The sequence below is a fragment of the Rhodococcus ruber NBRC 15591 genome, assembly GCF_001894945.1.
GTDB lineage: Bacteria > Actinomycetota > Actinomycetes > Mycobacteriales > Mycobacteriaceae > Rhodococcus > Rhodococcus ruber.
Map to the genome: position 1 here is coordinate 40,127 of NZ_BCXE01000031.1, position 20,443 is coordinate 60,569.

The window sequence follows — 20,443 nt, forward strand, 5'->3', positions numbered from 1 at the left end:
TCGAGACAGGGGACGTTCACGTCCCGACCGAGTTGCCCCGCGCGTCCCTGTCCAAACATCGGCCACGTCCGCTCCCCGCATGCGCCGCGGTGGCGACCCACCGGTCCGCGGCCGCGTCGTACCGGGCCAGACCCGCCTCGGCGAATCGGGTCAGCCACCCGGTCATCGGCCAGCGCCCCCAGCGCCGGTGGAAGACAGCGGCGTTGTGGAGGATCTCGTGCAGATGCTCGACCGGCGGGTCGGAGACCGGGTGGTGCTGATGGAAGGCATGCGCGCCGCCGACCCAGCGCAACCCCACCCCGGCGTGCGCGGCGCGCTGGGCGAAGTCGGTGTCCTCGCCGCCGTACCCGACGTAGTCCGTGCAGAAGCCCCCGACGGCCGTCCACGTCGCGCGGGTCGCCGCGAACGACAGCGACCAGAACAGGTCGTACTCGTCGCCGGTGCGGATCGTGCCGGCCGGGGGGTTCGGCCGTGCCGGATGCGGGTTCACGCTCCGCTCGAGGCGGCCCAGGTCGTATCCGCGCGGCCCCGGCGGCGGCAGATACGTCACCGGACCGCACAGCAGGGCGCTGCCGTGCCGCGGATCGCTCGCGGCCCGCTCGTACAACCCGAGGAGGCCCGCGGACGGGATGCAGTCGACATCGAGGAACACCAGCAGCTCGGCGCCGCGCGCCAAGGCACACTCGGCGCCCACATTGCGCGCGGTGGACAGTGACAACGGTCCGCCCGCGGACGGTGGCAATGGTCTGCCCGCGGACGGTGGCAACGGTCCGCCCGCGGACGGTGGCAACGGTCCGCCCGCCGGCAGGGTCACCGTATGAGCCGGGTAGCCCTCCGCTTCGATCAGCGGTGCGACGGCCGGATCGCCCATCGATACCACCACGTGATCGTCCGGGGTCCGTGCGCTGCGCGCCAGGCCGCGCAGCTGCAGCCGCAGGTGCGCGTGCCGGCCGGCGACGAGAGTGATCACGGTCGTCCTCATCGCGGTGCCACCTTCGCGGCGACCTCGTCGAGCACCGCGGCGGCGCGCCCGGCAGCCCCCTCGGTGCGCCACCGGGACCACTGTGCGGGATCGAGCCGCAGGGCCCGGCGCAGCAGTTTCGGCCAGTCGTCCGGATGCGGGCAGGCCGGCAGGGTCACCGCCAGGCCGGCTCGACCCAGCGCGTCGGCGGTGGCGCACTGCTCGTCGTACGGCCGGGGTTCGGCGACGACGATCGCCGGCCGCCGTGCCGCGGCGATGTCGGCGACGGAGTTCTGCCCGGCGTGACCGACGACGACGTCGGCCCGGCTCAGGTCGGACCACGGATCGTCCACCCACGGACCGCCCGGCACGCCGACACCGTCCCACGCGTAGCCGGGATGACGCTCGGCCAGCTCGTGCAGACGCTCGGCCGACAGGGACGAGCCGCCGCTGCCGCTCAGGACCAGGACCCGGGGCCGGCCCCCGGGGGCGGGGCCGGCGACGGGCCGGCCGTCGAACCGGCTGATGCCGCCGACATAGGTGGTCTTGTCCGCGTACGGACGCAGGTACGCCGGCTCGTACACCTCCCGCGGCCACGGCGCGACGATGTGCTCGGCCGCGCGGTAACCCAGCCCGTGCGGGGTGTCGGTGCGCTCGCCCGGCATGGCCACGACCACGACGGGGACGCCCAGCAACCGGGCGAACACCGCGACCTCGACCGACACGTCGACCACCAGCAGCCGGGGCCGGGCCGTGGCGACCCAGGACGCCAGCGCCGCCATCCGCTCGCGTAGGCCGCGGTCGTGCCGGGGGACCCAGTGCAGCAACCCGCCGGCGGTGGGATCCTCCGCGGTGTCGACGGACTCGTCGTCGCGGGGCAGTTCGACGACATCGGCGAAGACGTCGGCGAAGCGCCCCAACGGCGCCGAGCACAGGGCCGTCACGGGTTCGCTCGTGCGGGCGCAGATCGAGGCCGCCCGGGTGCGGTGCCCGTGTCCGTGGTGATGGATGTAGTAGCCGATCATGCCGGGCGCTGCCGGACGACGGAGCCGGCCGCACACAGGCGGCGGTACAGGGCGAGGTAGGAGTCCACCATGGTGCGTTCGGAACAGAACGTCTCGGCGCGGCGGCGGGCGTCGAGCCGGGACAATCGGACGGCGCGGGGCACGGTGGCCGCCAGCGCCTCCACGTCGTCGGGGGCGACGAGGCAGCCGCTGCCCCGGTCGAGTACCTCGGGGATGCCGCCGCGCGCGAACGCGACCACGGGCGTGCCGCATGCCAGGGACTCGGCCACGACGAGGCCGTACGGCTCGTCCCACTGCGGCGTCACCAGGGTCGCGGCCGACCGGCCGACCGCGGCCGCGAGTTCCCGCTGCGGCAGATGACCGAGATACGTGACGCCGTCGCCCAGACGCGGGGCGATGTGCCGGGTGAAGTAGTCCTCGTCGCTGACCGGACCGGCCAGCCGCAGGGACGTTCCCGCCCGCCGGGCCGCCTCGATCGCCAGGTGGGCGCCCTTCTCGGGGACCAGTCGTCCGAACCAGATCAGCGACGGCCCGCCCGGGCCGAGCGGCCACGCCCCGAGGTCGACGCCGTTCGGGACGACGGTGATCGGCGCGGCGACCGCGTGCGCCCAGGTCGCCGCGGTGTATCTGCTGACGGCCGCGTAGTGCGCCGAGCCGCCGCCGGGGACGGTGAGCGCCGACTCGAGCCACGGCGTCGGCGGGGTGTGCAGGGTGGTCAGCATCGGGGTCCGCAGCGTCGCGGCCATCGCCGGCGGCAGGTAGTGGACGCTGTGGTTGTGGATCACGTCGAACGAGTCGGCGAGCGGGCCGGCCAGTTCCAGCAGCAGCGACAGGTAGGCGTGGTGGGCGTCGAGGAACGCTTCCGGCGGCATCGACACGTCGCTGCGGGCGGCGGGGCTGGGCGTGAAGGTGCGCACCTCGAGGAACGAGGCGGGCAGCGTGACGTCGGAACCCGCGGCGGCGAACAGCGTCACCCGGTGTCCGTCGGCGCCGAGCGCGCGGGTCAGGTGCCACACGTGTGCCTCGAGTCCCCCGGCGAAGGGCTGCGCGACGGGAAATCGGTGGGACGCGATGAGGGCGATACGCAGTGGGCGACCCGTCACGACAGTGCCCGTTCGTAGATCGCGTGGTGCGCATGGGACAGGAAGCGGCGTTCGAACATGCGCTGCGCCCAGTCGCTGTGGGGCCGCCGACCGCTGTGGTACAGCGCGCGCACCGAATCGGCCAGGGAATCCGGGTCGAAGGTCTGCTCGTCGTAGGTGAACACCTGGCAGGGCCGTTGCTGGTGGTAGAACCCGCAACTCGGGGCGATCACCGCCGTACCGAGGTCGTGGCAGGCCTCGAGCCAGCCGGAATGGGTGCCGAACCGGTAGGGCAGGACGGACACAGACAGCGAGGACAGGTACTCCCACAGCTCGTCGTCGGAGAAGTACTTGTGCACACGCACGTCGACGCCCGGCCGGTCCCCGAAGGCGAGGATCTTCGCCCCGGCCTCGGGGGCGTACCAGTGGTTGTCCGGATCGAAGATCTCGTCGTGGACGTTGATCCGCAACTGCGCGCCCGGCAGGTCACGGACGGTGTGGGAGAGGACGTCGAGGACGGGGAAGACGTCCATGTTGGCGCGCAGGCTCTTCGCGTGCACCCCGACGACGAACGGCTCGTCCGGGGACCGGTTCGCGCGCGCGAACCACGGCTGTTCGACGACGTGTGGGTGGGGCAGGACGGTGGGGGTGCGGCCCCACATCGTCTCGATCCGTCCGGCGGCGCCCTCGGTGAGGGTGATCAGTTCGGTGGCGGCGGGGATCAGGACGTCGAGCTGCTTGTGGTGGGTGCCCGGCGTGGGGTGGTGCGGGTTGCGCAGGTCGTGCACGGTGTAGACGAGCGGGATGTCGTGGTCGGCGAGTTCCGCGACCACGTCCTGCAGGGCCTCCGGTTCGATCGCGTCGAAGCCGAAGTGGATGTGGAACACGTCGAACTCGGTGTGGTTGGCGGCGATCCATCCCGGCTCGAGCATCAGCGGCGGCCACCATCCGCCCGGTACCTTGCGTCCGTCGGCGGGCACCGGATCGGCAAGCCGCACCACCTCGTCGTCCCCGTGCGGTCCGGCCAGATGCCGGACGTAGACGTGCGACGCGGGCACCGAGGCCACTCGGATCATGTCTCACCCTCCCCGTGACAAACGACCGGCCACGCACGCGGAGCGGCCGGCTCCGAGGGGCGGCTACCCGTTCGGCGGGGAGTCCACACCTCGCCCGCTCGGGCGTCGCGGGGAGCGATTTCGGGTCCGGAGGTTTCGACCGCGCCGCAGTGGGCACAACGGTCGGGGCTGTTCCGTAGTCCGGATGCGGGCCGGCCAAGGCGCCCCGGGTTGAACTCGACAGCCCGGGGCGCCGAACTCTCCGTGCCGAACCTCTCCGTGCCGGGCCGCGCGGCGGGCCCGGTCAGCGGACGAAACGCTCGACGGCGGCCCCGGGCCGCCACAGATCCACGTACAGGTGTTCCTCGTCGACCGTGGTGAGCACGGCCTCGGCCAGGTCGAGTTCGAACAGGTGCATCGGCCCCGGCGGCACCTCCTCCGGGTAGGCGGCGAGCACGGCCGCCTTCACGTCGTCGTGCAGTTCCCGGGCCCGGCCGCGGACCTTCGCGTCGCCGCCCGTCATCGAGTGGTGCCCGGGATTGGAATGCAGGGCGTAGCGCGGATCGCGCTGCAGGTCGCGGGCTTTCCTCGCGCCGGGCATCGACCCGAGCACCAGCCGGCCGTCGACGATCTCCACCTCCGTCCCGCTGACGCGCGGTGATCCGTCCCGCCGCAGCGTCGCCAGGACGTGATGCTTGTGCGCCTGTAGTCGTGCGGCGATCGCCTGTGCCAGATCCGGTGCCTGCTCGGAGAACTCTTTCCATGGACTCATGAGGTCAGGATGCGCCGGTATCACTGACATCGAGTGTCAGTGATTTTTGCGTAGGCTGCGGTCATGCGATCGGCACGCCTGCTCGCGATGATGCTGCGTCTGCAGGGCACCGCGGGCCTGACCGCGCAGCGGCTCGCGGACGATCTCGGGGTCTCGGTGCGCACCGTGTACCGCGACGTCGGTGCTCTGTCCGCCGCGGGGGTCCCGGTGTGGACGGAGAGCGGACCGGGCGGCGGCATCCGCCTGCTCGACGGGTGGCAGTCCCGGCTCAGCGGGCTCACCAGCGACGAGAGTGCCGCGCTGATGCTGCTGGGGGTGCCCACCCTCGCCGCCGACCTCGGTGTGGAACTCGATGCGGCCCGCGGCAAGCTGCTCGGGTCCATGCCGGTCACCCTGCGCAGCGCCGCCCAGGCCTGGCGCGACCGGGTCCACGTCGACGTCCCCGGCTGGTTCGCCGCACCGGGGGACAACACGCACCTGCCGGCCGTCGCGTCCGCCGTGTTCGACGAGCGCCGCCTGCACATCCGCTACCGGCGCGGCGACCGGACCGTGGCGCGCACCCTCGACCCGCTCGGGCTCGTCGCCAAGGCCGGGGTCTGGTACCTCGTCGCCGCGCACCGCGGTCACGTCCGGACCTACCGGGTCGGGCGCATCGCGTCCGCCGCCGTCCTCGACGCCCCGGCCCGACGGCCCGACGGATTCGACCTGCCCGCCTACTGGGCGGCGTCCGCGGCGGAGTTCGATCGTGCGCTGCGCAGGTTCGCCTGCACACTCCGTCTCGGCCCGGCCGCGTGGCGGCGCCTGCCCCGCGTGGTGGGCACCGACGCCGCCGACGTGGAACCGGGACCGCCGGACGCGGACGGGTGGGTGCGGGTGGACCTGCTGCTCGAGGCCGAGGAGGTGGCGCTCGACCAGCTCCTCGCCCTCGGCGGCGGGGTCGAGGTCGTGGCCCCGGAGTCGTTGCGGGCCGCACTGCGCGCCGCCGGCGAGGCCCTCGCCCGGTGCAATGCGTGACGCCGGTGAGGGCTGTGCCCGCGGACCCGGCCCGCGGCGGAGCCCGGTGTGCGGGTGTCCGGCGGGGCGGAGGAAATCGCGACAAGCGCTCAGCCGGAACGGCTTTCGTACCGCGACGGCAGCCCGCTCAGCGCACCAGCTTCCACTTGTGCTCGTGCCGGTAGAAGGTGGAGCGCTTGACCGCCCGCGGATTGGCGACCCCGTCGCGGGTGAGCACGGCGCCGGGTGAGCCGAGCTGCACGGCGCGGCCGGTCACCCAGCGGTAGCCGCCGAACCAGCGCGGCCGATCGATCGCGGCCCGCAGTCCCGGCATGTCGACGGTGGGCTCGATCCGCACACCCGGGGTCATCCCGCTGAACAGCCGGGTGTCGTCGACGTACGCCTCGCCCACCAGCTCACCGACCTCGCCCTCGACGAGGGCACGTCCGACGAGGGCGATGCCGGCGTCGTCGCGGATGAGCGGCACCGGCCGTGCCGTGCCCTGCAGTGCGACGGTCGCGGCCTTCGATCCGAACCGCAGTCCGTACGCCTCGGCGGCCGGGGTGCGCCGCTCCGGCACGTAGGCCAGTTCGATGCCGAGCCGCTCGGTGCGCATCATCCGGGTCAGCGTCGCGGCGAAGGCGGCGTCCCCGCCCACCACCACGAGCCGGGGGTCCTCGACCGACTCGAGATGCGCGAACACGTCCTCGAAGTCGTCCTTGCCGGGCAGAGCCGGGGCGGTCAACGTGGTCAGGGATGTCAGTGTCAACGGCAGTGGGGCATCACCGCACTTGAGCACAACGGGGGTCAAGAGCACTCCTCTCGCGGGCGACGATGCTCCACTCACTCTAGTCACGACTCCCCTCACCGCCGGACGCTCGAACGCGGCACGGTGAGTCGGGTGGATCGTCGGTACCCGTCACAGTCGGGACGGCGGCGCGCGGACGCCGGGGGCGGTGCCGCACGTGTGGTCCGCTAGACTGTCCCCCCGGCTTCTGTTCTGTGACGGCAGAACCCTGCAGGCGGAGGGCGCCCGCACGTCGACACCCTAGGAGACAGCGAAATGCCGGCAATCGTCCTGATCGGCGCCCAGTGGGGCGACGAGGGCAAGGGCAAGGCCACCGATCTGCTCGGTGGCCGGGTGCAGTGGGTGGTGCGCTACCAGGGGGGCAACAACGCCGGCCACACCGTCGTCCTCCCGAACGGGGAGAACTTCGCGCTGCACCTGATCCCTTCCGGCATCCTCACTCCCGGCGTCACCAACGTCATCGGTAACGGCGTGGTCGTGGACCCGGGCGTGCTGCTCGACGAGCTCGCCGGTCTCGAGAAGCGCGGGGTCGACACCACGAACCTGCTGCTCAGCGCCGACGCGCACCTGATCATGCCGTACCACGTGGCCATCGACAAGGTCACCGAACGCTTCCTCGGCGCCAAGAAGATCGGCACCACCGGCCGGGGCATCGGCCCGTGCTACCAGGACAAGATCGCCCGCGTGGGCGTCCGCGTCGCCGACGTCCTCGACGAGAAGATCCTCACCCACAAGGTGGAGGCCGCCCTGGAGTTCAAGAACCAGGTGCTGTCGAAGATCTACAACCGCAAGGCCCTCGACCCGCAGCAGGTCGTCGACGAGGTGCTCGGCCAGGCGGAAGGGTTCAGGCACCGCATCGCCGACACCCGGCTGCGCCTGAACAAGGCCCTCGAGGCCGGCGAGACGGTACTGCTCGAGGGTTCGCAGGGCACGCTGCTCGACGTCGACCACGGCACCTACCCGTACGTGACGTCGTCGAACCCCACCGCCGGCGGCGCGGCCGTCGGCTCGGGCATCGGTCCCAACCGGATCGGCACGGTCCTCGGCATTCTCAAGGCCTACACCACCCGGGTGGGGTCGGGTCCCTTCCCGACGGAACTGTTCGACGAGCACGGCGCCTACCTGGCCAAGACCGGTGGCGAGGTGGGTGTCACCACCGGCCGGGCCCGGCGCTGCGGCTGGTTCGACGCCGTGATCGCCCGCTACGCGACCCGCGTCAACGGCATCACCGACTACTTCCTCACCAAGCTCGACGTCCTGTCGAGCCTCGAGACCGTGCCGATCTGCGTCGGCTACGAGGTGGACGGGGTCCGCGTCGACGAAATGCCGATGACGCAGACCGACATCCACCACGCCACGCCGATCTACGAGGAGATGCCCGGCTGGTGGGAGGACATCTCCGAGGCCCGCACCTTCGAGGACCTGCCGGAGAACGCCCGGAACTACGTGCTGCGGCTCGAGGAACTCTCGGGTGCGCGGATGTCGTGCATCGGTGTCGGCCCGGGCCGCGACCAGACGATCGTGCGCCGCGACATCCTGAGCTGAAACCCGCTGCGGCCCCGCGTCAGAACAGGGTCGGATCGCCGAAGCCGGGGGCGTGCTCGAGGGCGAGCAGCTCCCGCTTCGTGACCGTGCTTCCGGGCGCGGAGAACCCACCGATCCCGCCGCCCGCGGCGAGGATCCGGTGGCACGGCACGATCAGCGGAACGGGGTTGCGTCCCAACGCCTGTCCGACGGCCTGGGCGCCGGCCGGCCGGCCGACCCGGCGCGCCACCTCGCCGTAGGTTGCGACCGCGCCGGGGTCGACGGTCCGGGCGAACTCGTAGACCGCCGTGTCGAATTCGGAGACGTTCCGGTAGTCGACCGGAACCCGGCGCAGGTCGTCGGGCGCCCCCGCGAGATGCGCGGCGACGGCGTCGATCACGGGCTGCACCCCCGCCGGGACGGGCCGCTCGACCGCGGCCGGGAACCGGCCGAGCAGTGCGTCGCGCGTGGGTTCGGGCGCGGTCTCGGGCAGTTGCACGCCGACGACGCCGGCCGCGGACCACACGAGCCCGCACGTGCCGACGGCGGTGTCGAACAGGGTGTAGCCGAGGGTGGTCACGCCGTCAGTATGAACTGGCCCGGGGACAGGTGACCACCTCGCCGACTGGACTGCGATACTGGACTGGTGATCACGCGTGCGATCGGAGCCGGTTCCCTGGCCCGCGACCTCGGCAACTGGCAGGACACCGCCGATCGGCGGCCCGCGTACCGGGCTCTCGCCGACGGGATCCGGCTGCTGGTGCACGACGGTCGCGTTCCCCTGGGCGTGGCGCTGCCCAGCGAGCGTGAGCTCGCCGCCGCCCTGGCGCTGAGCCGCACCACCATCACGTCCGCGTACACGGCTCTGCGCGAGGCCGGCTACCTGCGCAGCCGGCAGGGTGCGCGCAGCACCGTCGCGCTGCCGCCGCGGCGACGGGGCACGCCGGCGCGTCCCGCCGCCCCGGCCGCCGCGGAAGCGCCGGAGCCCGTGGATCTCAGCTCCGCGTCGATGCCGGCGCCCGCCGCCGAGATCGAGTCGGCCTACGCCGCCGCGCTGCGGTCGGTGCCCGCCTACCTCGACTCCCACGGCATGGAACCGATCGGCCTGGCCCTGCTGCGGGAGGTGATCGCGCGGCGCTACCGAGACCGCGGCCTGCCGACCGGGGCGGACCAGATCATGGTCACCTCCGGCGCGCAGCACGCGCTGCGCCTGCTGCTCGGCGTGCTCACCGACGCCGGCGACCGGGTGATCGTCGACCATCCCACCTATCCCAATGCGCTCGAGGCGATCCGGCGGCACGGGGCGCGGCCGGTCGTCGTGCCGGTGCGGCCCGAGGGCGGCGCCGACGACGGCTGGGACCTGGAGGGCCTGCGCAGCGCCGCCCGGCAGACCGCGGCGCGAATGGCGTTCCTGATCCCGGACTTCCACAGTCCCACCGGGCTGTGCATGGGCGCGCCGGGCCGGGCCGAACTCGTCCGCATCGCGGAGGAGACCCGCATGACGCTCGTCGTGGACGAGACGATGGTGGACCTGTGGCTGGACACCCCGCCGCCGCCCGCCGTCGCCTCGTACGGCGCGGACCGCTCCGTCGTGACGGTGGGCTCGACCGGCAAGTCCCTCTGGGGCGGTCTCCGGGTGGGCTGGATCCGCGCCGACCGATCCCTGATCACCCGGCTCGTGGGGGCGCGCTCCGCCGTCGACCTCGGCACGCCGGTCATGGAGCAGCTCGCCGCGGCGCACCTGCTCGGCGACGTCGAGGACCTGCTCGAGCGGCGACGCGGACAGCTGCGCCGCCGGCGGGCGGCGATGCTCGGCGCGCTCGACGAGTTCCTGCCCGACTGGACGTACACGGTCGGACCGGGCGGGATGTCGCTGTGGGTGCGGATGCCCACGCCGGTGTCGACCGCGCTCGCGGCGACCGCCCCCACTCACGGTGTGGTCCTCGCCGCGGGACCCCGCTTCGGGGTGGAAGGCGCGTTCGAACGGTTCCTGCGGCTGCCCTATGCGCGCGAGGCCGACGAGGTGCGCCGGGCGGTCGCGTCCGTGGCCTCGGCGTACGACGCGCTGGCCCGCGGCCGGGACCTCGTCGAACCACACCTCGTGGTCTGATTCGGGGGTGGCCGGACCCCGACCGGGAACGGGTCCGCGGCGTTATGCTCGAGGGGTACGAACGGGTGGCCGCCTGGGAGTCGCCATATCGGACGGATGCGAGAGTTACTGTGGCCGAACACGATCCGTACGCGACGCAACGCGACGTCGGGGTCGACCTCGCCGCCGAACTGGCCGACGCCGGATTCGACGACGCGCGTGAGATCGGGCGCGGCGGTTTCGGAGTCGTCTACCGCTGCTACGAGACCGCACTCGACCGTCCGGTCGCGGTGAAGGTCCTCACCTCCCACATGGACCCCGACAATCTCGAACGCTTCCTGCGGGAGCAGCGCGCGATGGGCCGGCTGTCCGGGCACCCGAACATCGTCAACGTCATGCAGGTCGGCACCACCCGAACGGGACGCCCGTACCTCGTGATGCAGTACCACTCGCGCGATTCGCTCGACGCGCAACTGCGCAGTACCGGCCCCGTGCCGTGGCCGGAGGTGCTGCGCATCGGCATCAAGCTGGCCGGCGCCCTCGAAACGGGCCACCGCGCCGGCATCCTGCACCGCGACATCAAGCCGGGCAACATCCTGCTCACCGAGTTCGGCGAGCCGCAGCTCACGGATTTCGGCATCGCACGCGTGAGCGGCGGCTTCGAGACGGCGACGGGCGAGGTGACCGGGTCGCCGGCCTTCACCGCCCCCGAGGTGCTCAGCGGACGTGCGCCCACACCGGCCTCGGACGTCTACAGTCTCGGCGCCACGCTGTTCTGCGTGCTCACCGGACACGCGGCGTTCGAACGGCGCAGCGGCGAGCGGGTCGTGGCGCAGTTCGTCCGGGTGACCACCCAGCCCGTTCCGGACCTGCGGGAGCGGGGGATCCCGGATGCGCTCTCGTCGGCGATCGAACGCGCCATGTCGGTGGACCCGCAGACCCGGCCCGCGAGCGCCGCCGAGTTCGGGGAGATGCTGCGCGAGGTGCAGGCGGACGAGGGGCTGCCGGTCGACGAACTGCCCGTAGCCGGGGAACTCGAGCCGGGTTCGGAGTCCGGTCACCATCCGTCGCCGTCCGTGGCGGAGCGACGGGGCACCTACCGGTCCGGTGTGCGCGCGACCACCCCGCCGGCTCCGGCCACGCGGTTCCGGCCGCCGTCGACGCCGCGCCGGCTGGTGCCGCGCCGGCGCCTGCTGTCGATCCTCGACGCGGACCAGCGACGGAAACTGACCGCCATCCACTCGCCACCGGGATTCGGCAAGACCATGCTGGCCCTGCAGTGGCGCTACGTGCTCACCGAGAAGGACGTGCCCGTCGCCTGGCTCAACGTCGACCACGACGACAACAACGTGGTGTGGTTCCTGACGCATCTCGTCGAATCCATCCGGCAGGTCCGGCCGTCGCTCGCACGCGAACTCGGCCAGGTGCTCGACGAACACGGGGACGAGGCGGAACGCTACGTGCTCACCTCGCTCGTCGACGAAATCCACGAGGCCGGTGAACGACTCGTCGTCATCATCGACGACTGGCATCGGGTGACGGATCCCGCGACGGTCGCCGCGATGGCGTTCCTGCTGGACAACGCCTGCCACCATCTGCAACTCGTCGTCGTCGGGCGCACCCGCTCGGGCCTGCCCACGAGCCGGATGCGGGTGCGCGACGAACTCGTCGAGATCGACTACGAGCAACTGCGTTTCGACGTGGACGAGGCCCGCGTGTTCCTCGTCGACCTCGCCGGCCTCGACCTCGACGACGACGAGGTCGCCGACCTGACCGCCGCGACCGACGGGTGGGCGGCGGCCCTGCAGCTCGCGGCGATGTCGCTGCGCGGGCGCGACGACCCGGAGGAGCTGATCTCACATCTGTCCGGCCGGCACCGGGCGATCGGCGAGTTCCTCGCCGAGAACGTGCTCGCCTCCCTGCCCCCGGCCGACGTCGAGTTCCTGCTCGCCTCCTCGATCACCGAACGCATCTGCGGCAGCCTCGCCACCGCCCTCACCGGGCACGAACGTGGCCAGGCGCTCCTCGAGAGCATCGAGGAGCGGGATCTGTTCCTGCACCGGATCGACGAGGACGGCCGCTGGTTCCGGTATCAGCCGCTGTTCGCCGAATTCCTCCGGCAACGGCTCGAACGCGAACATCCCGAACGCATCCCGGCCCTGCACCGGACCGCGTCCGAATGGTTCGAGAGCCATGCCATGGTCGGTGAGGCCGTCGACCATGCCCTCGCCGCGGGGGACGAGGACCGCGCGACGGATCTCGTCGAGGAGAACGGGCGCCGGCTGCTCGAACACGGCCATGCGACCACCCTGCTCGGCCTCGTCGCCAAGCTGCCGCGCCGGGCCGCCTCGGGCCGGATCCACCTGCAACTGTCCATCGCGTGGGCCAACATCCTGCTGCACCGCTCGGCACCAGCGCTGCGCGCGCTGGAGGTGGTCGAGGCGGCGGTCGCGGACTCCGGCACGGACGCCGAGGAGGCGGCCGACATCGCCGTCGAGGTGGAGGTCGTGCGCGGCGTCGTCGACCTGCGGTGCGACCGCATGGAACGAGCCGACGATCTCGTCGAGCACTGCCTGGCCCGGGCCGACACGCTGCCGCCGCTGGTGATCGCGTCCGGGCTCAACGTCGCCACGTTCGCTGCGGTCTACCGCGCGGACTACGACGAGGTGGTTCGGCTGCAACAGCTGGCCCAGCCGTATCACGACCTCAACGAGGGGCCCTACAACCTCATGCACGGCCGCGCCCTGCTGGGGCTCGCGGCGATCGAACAGCTCGACGTCGCCGGCGCCGAGGAGCACTTCCGGGCGGGTCTGCGGGCGGCGCGCCGGGGCGCCGGCCGGCACTCGTCGGCGGCGATGCTGGCCGGGTCGATCCTCGGCGAGCTGCTCTACGAACGAGGCGAACTCGACGAGGCCGAGCGGCTGCTCGACGACGGCTACGCCCTCGGGTCCGAGGGCGGGGTCGTGGACTTCAAGATCTCGCGGTACGTCGTCGGTGCGCGGCTCAAGGCCGTGCGCGGCGACCGCGACGCGGTGGTATCGCGACTGGCGGACGGCGGCCGCGCGGCCGCCGTCATGGACCTGGAGCGGCTGGCGGCCGTCGTGGAGAACGAACGGGTCCGGCTCGGGCTCGGGCCGTTGCCGGGGGTGGCGCCGCCGCCACCGGTGTCCTACGGCACGCGTCCGCGACCGGACCACGGCACGGCGGCCTGGACAGCGCAGTTCGAGGAGACCACGGCCATCCGGTTGCTGCTGGCCGACCCCACACCGGAGAACACCGAACTGGCGTGCCGGTGGGCCGGCGAGTGGGTGCAGCTGCTGCGCGGCAGCCGCCGGGAGCGGAGGCTGTTGCGCGCGGAGCGACTCGAGGTGGCGTGCCTGGCCGCGGCCGGACGGCACGAGGAGGCGGTGACCCTGCTGGCCTCCGTCGCCGCGCGATGCGAACGAGCGGGCCTGCACCGGTTCCTGCCCGACGGCGGCCCGCTCGTACTCGACGTCGCGCGCCGCCTCGCGGACGAGCTCACCGCAGGCAGGGGCCGCGCCGGCCGCCCGGACGTGTCCCCGGCGTTCCTGCACGAGGCCGTGGACACGGGCGCCGTGCATCTCCTGTAGGCGCCTGCGGCGCCGGTGTGTCCTTTGGGCGGCCAGGGCCGCCCAAAGGACACACCGGCAGCTTCGCTGCCTAGCGCCAGACGGAGTCGATGTCGGTGGCCTCGCCGGCCGGGGGGGTGGGGGCGCCGGCCGGGGTGCGGGAGAAGCGGGGCGCCGGGGCGTGCTGGGTGACGCCGTCGAGCTCGATCAGCGAGCCGCGGGCCGCGATGTGCGGGTTGGCCGGGGCCTCGCCGAACGTGAGCACGGGGGAGACGCACGCGTCGGTGCCGTCGAAGATCGCGGCCCACTCGTCGCGAGTCTTGGACAGGAACTTCTCCGTGAACAGCTTCTTCATCTGCGGCCACGCCGACGTGTCGAGCTGCTGCGGGAGCTCGGCCGGGTCGAGCTCGAGACCCTGCAGCAGCAGCGCGTAGAACTGCGGCTCGATCGAGCCCACCGCCATGTACCTGCCGTCGGCGGTCTCGTACACGTCGTAGAACGGGGCGCCGGTGTCGAGAAGGTTCACGCCGCGCTCGTCCGACCACACGCCGCGGCCGCGGAACGCCCACATCATGTGCGAGAGCGCGAGCGCGCCGTCGACCATCGCGGCGTCGACGACCTGTCCCTTGCCGGAACTCTGGCGTTCGACGAGGGCGGAGAGGATGCCGAAGATCAGGAACATCGAGCCGCCGCCGAAGTCACCGACCATGTTAAGCGGGGGCACCGGCCGCTCACCCTTGCGTCCGACGGCGTGCAGCACACCGGTCAGCGAGATGTAGTTGATGTCGTGCCCGGCGGCGTGGGCGAGCGGCCCCTCCTGCCCCCATCCGGTCATCCGGCCGTACACCAGGCGCGGATTGCGGGCCAGCGCGACGTCCGGGCCGAGGCCCATGCGCTCGGTGACCCCCGGGCGGAAGCCCTCGATGAGCACGTCGGCGCGTTCGATCAGCCCGAGCACCTTCTCGACCTGCTCGGGATCCTTGAGGTCGGCCTCGACGACGCGGCGGCCGCGCTGGATCTGGTCGCGGTGCCCGGCGGGCGGAATCAGACCCGGACGCTGCACGCAGACGACGTCGGCGCCGAGGTCGGCGAGCAGTGTCGCGGCGTGCGGGCCGGGACCGAGACCCGCGAACTCGACGACGCGGATACCCGCGAGCGGACCCTTCTTCTCAACAGCTTCAGCGGACACTCGTCGAACCTCACTCGGGTGCGTTGGGACCATTCCCCGAGGAGGCTACCTTAGCGATCGTTAGGGTGTGCCGAGGGTCACGGCGTGCCCTATCCCTCGTACAGATCACCCTCGTTGAGGCGAGTGGCCTCGAACGCCTCCTCGAGCGTGTCGTGCCGGTACACCGAGACCACGTGGTCGCCCACCACGCGGAACGCGATCGCTTCACTACGCGGGTGCTCCGGATCGGCCGCCCACGTCGCGGTCTCCTCGACGACGACGATGCCCTCGTGCACGAACATCCGGCCCGGCCGGAACGTCACGCCCGCCGTCGTCGCCCACTCGCGCAACTCGTCGAGGCCCTGGTCCTCGTCGTCGTCGCCGGTGGGCAGCACGATGTCGTCGCTCGACAGCGCCAGCAGGGTCTCGATGTCGTTGGAGTTGACGGCGTCGTGCCAGGCCAGGACGGTCGCGATCTCGGAGGTGCTCATGTCGCAGATGCTAGTACTCCGGGCCCGCCACGCTCGGATTGTCGCGTCCTTGCCTGGCCGCGAGGCGAGGCGCACAGTGGAGCCCATGACGATCAGCGGTCAGCTCGTGAGCTTCCTGCCCAGTACCGACCTCGACATCTCGGAGATGTTCTACGTCGACACGCTCGGTTTCGAGAAGCTGTCCCGGGACCATTTCACGCTGATTCTCGACGGTGGCGGTGGCGCACCGGTCCGGGTGACGTTGGTGCAGTCCCGCTCCGACACCGGCTACACCGCGCTGGGGTGGCGGGTGCCGAACCTGGACGCGACCGTCGACGCCCTGCGGGCCAAGGGTGTCGAGTTCGTCCGCTACAACGGAATGGACCAGGACGACCACGACGCGTGGACCTCGCCCGAGGGCATGCGGGTCGCATGGTTCCGCGACCCGCACGGCAACGTCCTGTCGCTGATGGAGGTCGCCGGCTAGGCACACCCGGGCGGGGTCGCCGCCTCGTCAGCTGCACCCGCTGGTGTTTCCGCACGACGGACACGCGTGGCAGGAGCCGGAACGCTGCATCTGCACCCCGCACTGCATGCAGTACGGCGCGTCGCTGCCGCGGGCGCGTCCCTGGCGCGTGTCCACGACGACCTCGGCGGCGGGCTCGCTGCGTTCGGCGCCGGTGCGGATGCCGAGTTCGGCCCGCTCGTCCGCGTCGAGGTACTCCACCGCCAGGCGCCGGAAGATGTAGTCCAGGATCGACGTCGCGATCCGCAGGTCCGGATCGTCGGTGATGCCCGCCGGCTCGAATCGGGTGCTCGTGAACGCGTTGACGAACGTGCGCAACGGAACCCCGTACTGCAGGCCGTAACTCACCGCCATCGAGAACGCGTCCATGATCCCGGCCAGGGTCGAGCCCTGCTTTGCCACCCGCAGGAACATCTCGCCCGGACGGCCGTCGTCGTACTGGCCCACGGTGACGAAGCCCTTGCAGTCCGCGACGCGGAACTCGAAGGTGCGCGACCGGCGCAACCGGGGCAGCCGTTCCCGCCGCGGCCGGGGCACCGTCGTCGCGCGCGGCGCGGCCGTGGCCGACAGTGGTTGTCCCAGTTTGCAGTTGTCGCGATACACCGCGATCGCCTTGAGTCCGAGCCGCCACGCGTCGAGGAACAACTCCTCGATGTCGGCCACGGTCGCCGCCTCCGGCAGGTTCACGGTCTTCGAGATCGCGCCCGAGAGGAAGGGTTGCACCGCGGCCATCATCAGTACGTGTCCGCGCGGTTCGATCACGTTGTCGCCCATGGAGGTTGCGAACACCGGCAGATGCTCGGCCCGCAACTGCGGCGCGCCGACGACCGTGCGGTGCGTGTCGATGTGCGTGAGCAGCTCGGCCACCCGATCCGGGGGATAGCCGAGCCGGGACAGGGCCCGCGGCACCGTGCGATTGACGATGGACAGCGTCCCGCCGCCGACCAGCTTCTTCGTCTTCACCAGCGCCAGATCGGGTTCGATACCGGTGGTGTCGCAGTCCATGGCGAGGCCGATCGTGCCGGTCGGCGCGAGGACCGTCACCTGGCTGTTGCGGACCCCGTGTGCCTGGGCGAGCGCGCACGCCGCGTCCCAGTCCTCCCGCGCCGCGGCGAGAATGCCGGCGGGCGCGAGTTGTTCGTCGATGTCGTCGACGGCGCCGCGATGACGAGCCAGCACCGCGAGGGTGTGCTCCCGGTTCTCGGCGAATCCCTCGAACGGCCCGAGCCGACGAGCCATCCGCGCCGAGACCGCGTACGCGTGCCCGGTCATCAGGGCCGTCAGGGCCGCGGCGTAGGCCCGGCCGGCGTCACTGTCGTAGGGCAGCCCCAGCGCCATCAGCAGCGCACCGAGATTGGCGTAGCCGAGGCCGAGCTGCCGGAACCGCCGCGACGTCTCCGCGATGCGGTCGGTGGGGTAGTCGGCGCGGCTCACGAGGATCTCCTGGCCGGTCAGCACCACCGCGACGGCGTGCCGGAACCCGGCGACGTCGAACGTGCCGTCGTCGCGCAGGAACGCCAGCAGGTTCAGGCTCGCCAGGTTGCACGCCGAGTCGTCCAGGTGCATGTACTCCGAACACGGATTCGATCCGTTGATCCGGCCCGTCGCGGCCGCGGTGTGCCAGCGGTTGACGGTGGTGTCGAACTGCAACCCCGGATCGGCACACTCCCAGGCGGCGGCGGCGATCCGGTGGAACAGGTCGCGGGCGGGCACCGTGCGCACCGTCGCACCGGTGGTGACCGCGCGCAGCGGCCACTCGGCGCCGTCCGCGACGGCCTGCATGAACTCGTCGCTCACCCGCACCGAGTTGTTGGCGTTCTGGTACTGCACCGAATGGATGTCGCGACCGTCGAGCCCCATGTCGAACCCGGCCTTCGCGAGCACCCGCGCCTTGCGTTCCTCGATCGCCTTGCAGTCGACGAACTCCTCGACGTCGGGATGGCCGACGTCGAGGATCACCATCTTCGCGGCCCGGCGCGTCTTGCCGCCGGACTTGATGGTGCCCGCCGAGGCGTCGGCGCCGCGCATGAAACTCACCGGGCCCGACGCGGTGCCCCCACCGGCCAGCGGCTCGGCCGACGACCGGATGCGCGACAGATTCGCCCCCGCGCCCGACCCGCCCTTGAAGATCACCGCCTCCTGCCGGTACCACTCGAGGATCGAATCGATGCTGTCCTCGACCGACAGGATGAAGCACGCGCTGGCCTGCTGCGGAGTGTCGGGCACCCCGATGTTGAACCACACGGGGCTGTTGAACGACGCCCGCTGCGTCAGGACCAGGTAGGTCAGCTCGGCGGCGAACGCCTCCGGGTCGTCGAGGTGGCCGTCGGCCGCGCCCCACGCGGTGATCGTGTCCACGATGCGCGCGACGACGTCGCGCAGCGACCGTTCCCGGGCGGCGGTGCCCGGAGCGCCGCGGAAGTACTTCTGCGCGACGATGTCGGTCGCGTTCTGCGACCAGGCGGCGGGGAACTCGACGTCGCGCTGTTCGAACACCACCGCGCCGGTGCCGTGGTGGACGATGCGGGCGTCGCGCCGCTGCCAGTCCATCTCGTCGGCGGGATCGATCCCGGCCGTGGTGAAGAACCGTCCGGTGTCCGACTCGAGATTCGGTTCGGCGACGTCCATCGCGACCTCCGGGTGCGACCTGAGGGGCACATATAGTCCCCCCATGGTCTCACCACGAATCGGTACCCCGCTGACTCCCGGCGCCCTGCGCGTCATGCTCCTCGGTGCGGGTGAGCTGGGCAAGGAGGTGGTCATCGCGCTGCAGCGGCTCGGTGTCGAGGTCATCGCGGTGGACCGGTACCCGAACGCGCCCGGGCATCAGGTGGCGCACCGCGCGCACACCGTCGACATGAACGACCCGCAAGCCCTGCTCGCACTCGTCGAAGCCGAGCAACCCCACCTGGTCGTGCCCGAGATCGAGGCGATCGCCACCGACGCGCTCGCCGTCGTCGAGGAACGCGGTCTCGCCGAGGTCATCCCGACCGCGCGGGCCACCCGGCTGACGATGAACCGGGAGGGCATCCGGCGCCTCGCCGCGGAGGAACTCGGGTTGCCCACCTCCCCGTACCGCTTCGCCGAATCCCTCGACGAGGTCCGCGCCGCGGCGGCCGAGGTCGGGTTCCCGTGCGTGATCAAGCCCGTGATGTCCTCGTCCGGCAAGGGCCAGTCCACGGTCCGCACACCCGACGAGATCCCCGCCGCCTGGGATTACGCGCTCGCCGGCGGGCGCGTCGACCTCGGCCAGGTCATCGTCGAGGGATTCGTCGACTTCGAGTACGAGATCACCCAGCTCACCGTCCGCGCCGTCGGACCGTCGGGGCAGGTCGAGACGTACTTCTGCGAACCGATCGGGCACCTGCAGCGCGCCGGCGACTACGTCGAGTCCTGGCAGCCCCAGCCGATGAGCGAGCGGGCCCTGGCCCGGTCCCGGGAGATCGCGGCGACGGTGACCGGCGCGCTCGGCGGCCGCGGCGTCTTCGGGGTGGAACTGTTCGTCGCGGGCGACGACGTGTACTTCTCCGAGGTGAGCCCCCGCCCGCACGACACCGGCCTGGTGACGCTGCGCTCGCAGCGGTACTCCGAGTTCGAGCTGCACGCCCGCGCGATCCTGGGCCTGCCCGTCGACACCGCACTCCTCGCGCCCGGGGCGTCCGCGGTGATCTACGGCGGCCTCGAGGCCGCCGGCGTCGTCTTCGAGGGCGTCGCCGACGCGCTGTCGGTGCCCGACACCGACCTGCGGCTGTTCGGCAAGCCCGAGTCGTTCGTCCGGCGTCGCATGGGGGTGGCGGTGTCCACCGGTCCCGACGTCGAGACCGCGCGGGCCCGCGCGGTCGAGGCGGCCGCTCGCGTGCGGGCGGTCGCACCGTGACCGCCGGGGCGGAGGTGCTCGTCGGTCTGGCCGTCCTCGTCGGCCTCGTCGGCATCGTCGTGCCGATCCTGCCGGGCACCCTGTTGATCTTCGGGGCGATCGCGGTGTGGGCGTGGCTCACCGGCGGCACCGTCGCGTGGACGGTGTTCGCCGTCGCGACGACGGCCTTGCTGGTGACCGGCATCGTGAAGTACACCTGGCCGGGCGGCCGGATGCGACGGGCCGGGGTGCCGACGCGGTCGATCGTCGCCGGCGGCCTGCTCGGCATCGTCGGGTTCTTCGTCGTTCCCGTGATCGGGCTGCTGCTCGGGTTCCTGCTCGGCACCTACCTGTCCGAGGTGCAGCGGCACCGCACCCACCGTGACGCCTGGGTGTCGACCGTGCACGCGACCAAGGCGGTGGCGCTGTCGATCCTCGTCGAACTGCTCGGTGGCCTCGTCGCCGCCGGCGTGTGGCTCGGCGCGGTGCTGTTCACCTGACCGGAGGTGCCCCGGTACGACTGT

17 protein-coding genes are annotated in these 20,443 nt (G+C 72.0%); 7 read left to right on the top strand and 10 right to left on the bottom strand.

The annotated features are described in order from the left end of the window. Positions 1–16: 16 nt before the first annotated feature. The 5 genes from RR3_RS18665 to RR3_RS18685 all read right to left on the bottom strand — a co-directional run bounded on the left by RR3_RS18665 (position 17) and on the right by RR3_RS18685 (position 4,895). The gene (locus RR3_RS18665; RefSeq protein ID WP_064066011.1) at positions 17–982 is read right to left on the bottom strand and encodes a glycosyltransferase family 2 protein; all 966 of its coding nucleotides are present in this window, start codon (positions 980–982) and stop codon (positions 17–19) included. After that, on the bottom strand, positions 979–1,986 hold the full coding sequence (locus RR3_RS18670; protein ID WP_064066017.1) for a glycosyltransferase: 1,008 nt from the start codon (positions 1,984–1,986) through the stop codon (positions 979–981). Before RR3_RS18670 ends, RR3_RS18665 begins: the two co-directional genes overlap by 4 nt. Beyond that, a complete protein-coding gene (locus RR3_RS18675) occupies positions 1,983–3,089 on the bottom strand; it encodes a glycosyltransferase family 4 protein (RefSeq protein WP_064066010.1) in 1,107 nt (368 codons plus the stop codon). The genes RR3_RS18670 and RR3_RS18675 overlap by 4 nt, the downstream gene beginning before the upstream one ends. Continuing rightward, positions 3,086–4,144 carry a glycosyltransferase family protein gene (locus RR3_RS18680; protein WP_064066009.1) on the bottom strand — a complete coding sequence of 353 codons (1,059 nt, stop codon included), beginning with the start codon at positions 4,142–4,144 and terminating at the stop codon, positions 3,086–3,088. Before RR3_RS18680 ends, RR3_RS18675 begins: the two co-directional genes overlap by 4 nt. Before the next feature lie 283 nt (positions 4,145–4,427). Then, a complete protein-coding gene (locus RR3_RS18685) occupies positions 4,428–4,895 on the bottom strand; it encodes a pyridoxamine 5'-phosphate oxidase family protein (RefSeq protein ID WP_010593184.1) in 468 nt (155 codons plus the stop codon). Between the two features lie 63 nt (positions 4,896–4,958). Between RR3_RS18685 and RR3_RS18690 the strand changes: the two genes are divergently transcribed. Next, the gene (locus tag RR3_RS18690; protein ID WP_064066008.1) at positions 4,959–5,909 is read left to right on the top strand and encodes a helix-turn-helix transcriptional regulator; all 951 of its coding nucleotides are present in this window, start codon (positions 4,959–4,961) and stop codon (positions 5,907–5,909) included. A 127-nt stretch (positions 5,910–6,036) separates the two neighbouring features. Here the strand turns inward: RR3_RS18690 and RR3_RS18695 are convergent, their stop codons facing one another. Further along, a complete protein-coding gene (locus tag RR3_RS18695) occupies positions 6,037–6,687 on the bottom strand; it encodes a hypothetical protein (protein ID WP_010593182.1) in 651 nt (216 codons plus the stop codon). 264 nt (positions 6,688–6,951) lie between these two features. On the opposite strand from RR3_RS18695, the gene RR3_RS18700 reads away from it, so the two are divergent. Beyond that, positions 6,952–8,241, top strand: a complete 1,290-nt coding sequence (locus tag RR3_RS18700; RefSeq protein ID WP_064066224.1) for an adenylosuccinate synthase — start codon at positions 6,952–6,954, stop codon at positions 8,239–8,241. A gap of 19 nt (positions 8,242–8,260) precedes the next feature. Here RR3_RS18700 and RR3_RS18705 read toward each other — a convergent pair whose 3' ends face one another. Further along, entirely contained in the window at positions 8,261–8,800 is a 540-nt protein-coding gene (locus tag RR3_RS18705) for a methylated-DNA--[protein]-cysteine S-methyltransferase (RefSeq protein WP_064066223.1), read from the bottom strand. 66 nt (positions 8,801–8,866) lie between these two features. Between RR3_RS18705 and yczR the strand changes: the two genes are divergently transcribed. Together yczR and RR3_RS18715 are read left to right on the top strand one after the other, a co-directional pair. Further along, complete coding sequence (gene yczR, locus RR3_RS18710; RefSeq protein ID WP_064066222.1) at positions 8,867–10,330, top strand: MocR-like transcription factor YczR; 1,464 nt, start codon at positions 8,867–8,869, stop codon at positions 10,328–10,330. 110 nt (positions 10,331–10,440) lie between these two features. Continuing rightward, positions 10,441–13,920: a serine/threonine-protein kinase gene (locus RR3_RS18715; protein WP_017680710.1), complete on the top strand. Its 3,480-nt coding sequence runs from the start codon at positions 10,441–10,443 to the stop codon at positions 13,918–13,920. A 70-nt stretch (positions 13,921–13,990) separates the two neighbouring features. On the opposite strand, the gene RR3_RS18720 is transcribed toward RR3_RS18715, so the two are convergent. Both RR3_RS18720 and RR3_RS18725 read right to left on the bottom strand, forming a co-directional pair. Then, positions 13,991–15,088, bottom strand: a complete 1,098-nt coding sequence (locus RR3_RS18720; protein ID WP_010593175.1) for a CaiB/BaiF CoA transferase family protein — start codon at positions 15,086–15,088, stop codon at positions 13,991–13,993. 89 nt (positions 15,089–15,177) lie between these two features. Next, a complete protein-coding gene (locus RR3_RS18725; protein ID WP_006945477.1) occupies positions 15,178–15,558 on the bottom strand; it encodes a nuclear transport factor 2 family protein in 381 nt (126 codons plus the stop codon). Positions 15,559–15,643: 85 nt separating this feature from the next. Between RR3_RS18725 and RR3_RS18730 the strand changes: the two genes are divergently transcribed. Beyond that, positions 15,644–16,024, top strand: coding sequence for a VOC family protein (locus RR3_RS18730; RefSeq protein ID WP_010593174.1), 381 nt, complete (start codon positions 15,644–15,646; stop codon positions 16,022–16,024). Positions 16,025–16,051: 27 nt separating this feature from the next. On the opposite strand, the gene RR3_RS18735 is transcribed toward RR3_RS18730, so the two are convergent. Beyond that, on the bottom strand, positions 16,052–18,691 hold the full coding sequence (locus tag RR3_RS18735) for a vitamin B12-dependent ribonucleotide reductase (RefSeq protein WP_048772142.1): 2,640 nt from the start codon (positions 18,689–18,691) through the stop codon (positions 16,052–16,054). A 43-nt stretch (positions 18,692–18,734) separates the two neighbouring features. Between RR3_RS18735 and purT the strand changes: the two genes are divergently transcribed. Continuing rightward, positions 18,735–19,940 carry a formate-dependent phosphoribosylglycinamide formyltransferase gene (purT, locus tag RR3_RS18740; protein ID WP_048772145.1) on the top strand — a complete coding sequence of 402 codons (1,206 nt, stop codon included), beginning with the start codon at positions 18,735–18,737 and terminating at the stop codon, positions 19,938–19,940. Further along, a complete protein-coding gene (locus RR3_RS18745; protein ID WP_010593171.1) occupies positions 19,937–20,419 on the top strand; it encodes a DUF456 domain-containing protein in 483 nt (160 codons plus the stop codon). The genes purT and RR3_RS18745 overlap by 4 nt, the downstream gene beginning before the upstream one ends. Positions 20,420–20,443: the final 24 nt, after the last annotated feature.

What these genes read in the sequence shown, in the direction of transcription:
- RR3_RS18735 (WP_048772142.1), bottom strand. Translation starts at nt 18,691, where the DNA reads ATGGACGTCGCCGAACCGAATCTCGAGTCGGACACCGGACGGTTCTTC.
- RR3_RS18690 (WP_064066008.1), top strand. Translation starts at nt 4,959, where the DNA reads ATGCGATCGGCACGCCTGCTCGCGATGATGCTGCGTCTGCAGGGCACC.
- RR3_RS18730 (WP_010593174.1), top strand. Translation starts at nt 15,644, where the DNA reads ATGACGATCAGCGGTCAGCTCGTGAGCTTCCTGCCCAGTACCGACCTC.
- RR3_RS18665 (WP_064066011.1), bottom strand. Translation starts at nt 982, where the DNA reads ATGAGGACGACCGTGATCACTCTCGTCGCCGGCCGGCACGCGCACCTG.
- RR3_RS18685 (WP_010593184.1), bottom strand. Translation starts at nt 4,895, where the DNA reads ATGAGTCCATGGAAAGAGTTCTCCGAGCAGGCACCGGATCTGGCACAG.
- RR3_RS18725 (WP_006945477.1), bottom strand. Translation starts at nt 15,558, where the DNA reads ATGAGCACCTCCGAGATCGCGACCGTCCTGGCCTGGCACGACGCCGTC.
- RR3_RS18670 (WP_064066017.1), bottom strand. Translation starts at nt 1,986, where the DNA reads ATGATCGGCTACTACATCCATCACCACGGACACGGGCACCGCACCCGG.
- purT (WP_048772145.1), top strand. Translation starts at nt 18,735, where the DNA reads ATGGTCTCACCACGAATCGGTACCCCGCTGACTCCCGGCGCCCTGCGC.
- RR3_RS18680 (WP_064066009.1), bottom strand. Translation starts at nt 4,144, where the DNA reads ATGATCCGAGTGGCCTCGGTGCCCGCGTCGCACGTCTACGTCCGGCAT.
- RR3_RS18700 (WP_064066224.1), top strand. Translation starts at nt 6,952, where the DNA reads ATGCCGGCAATCGTCCTGATCGGCGCCCAGTGGGGCGACGAGGGCAAG.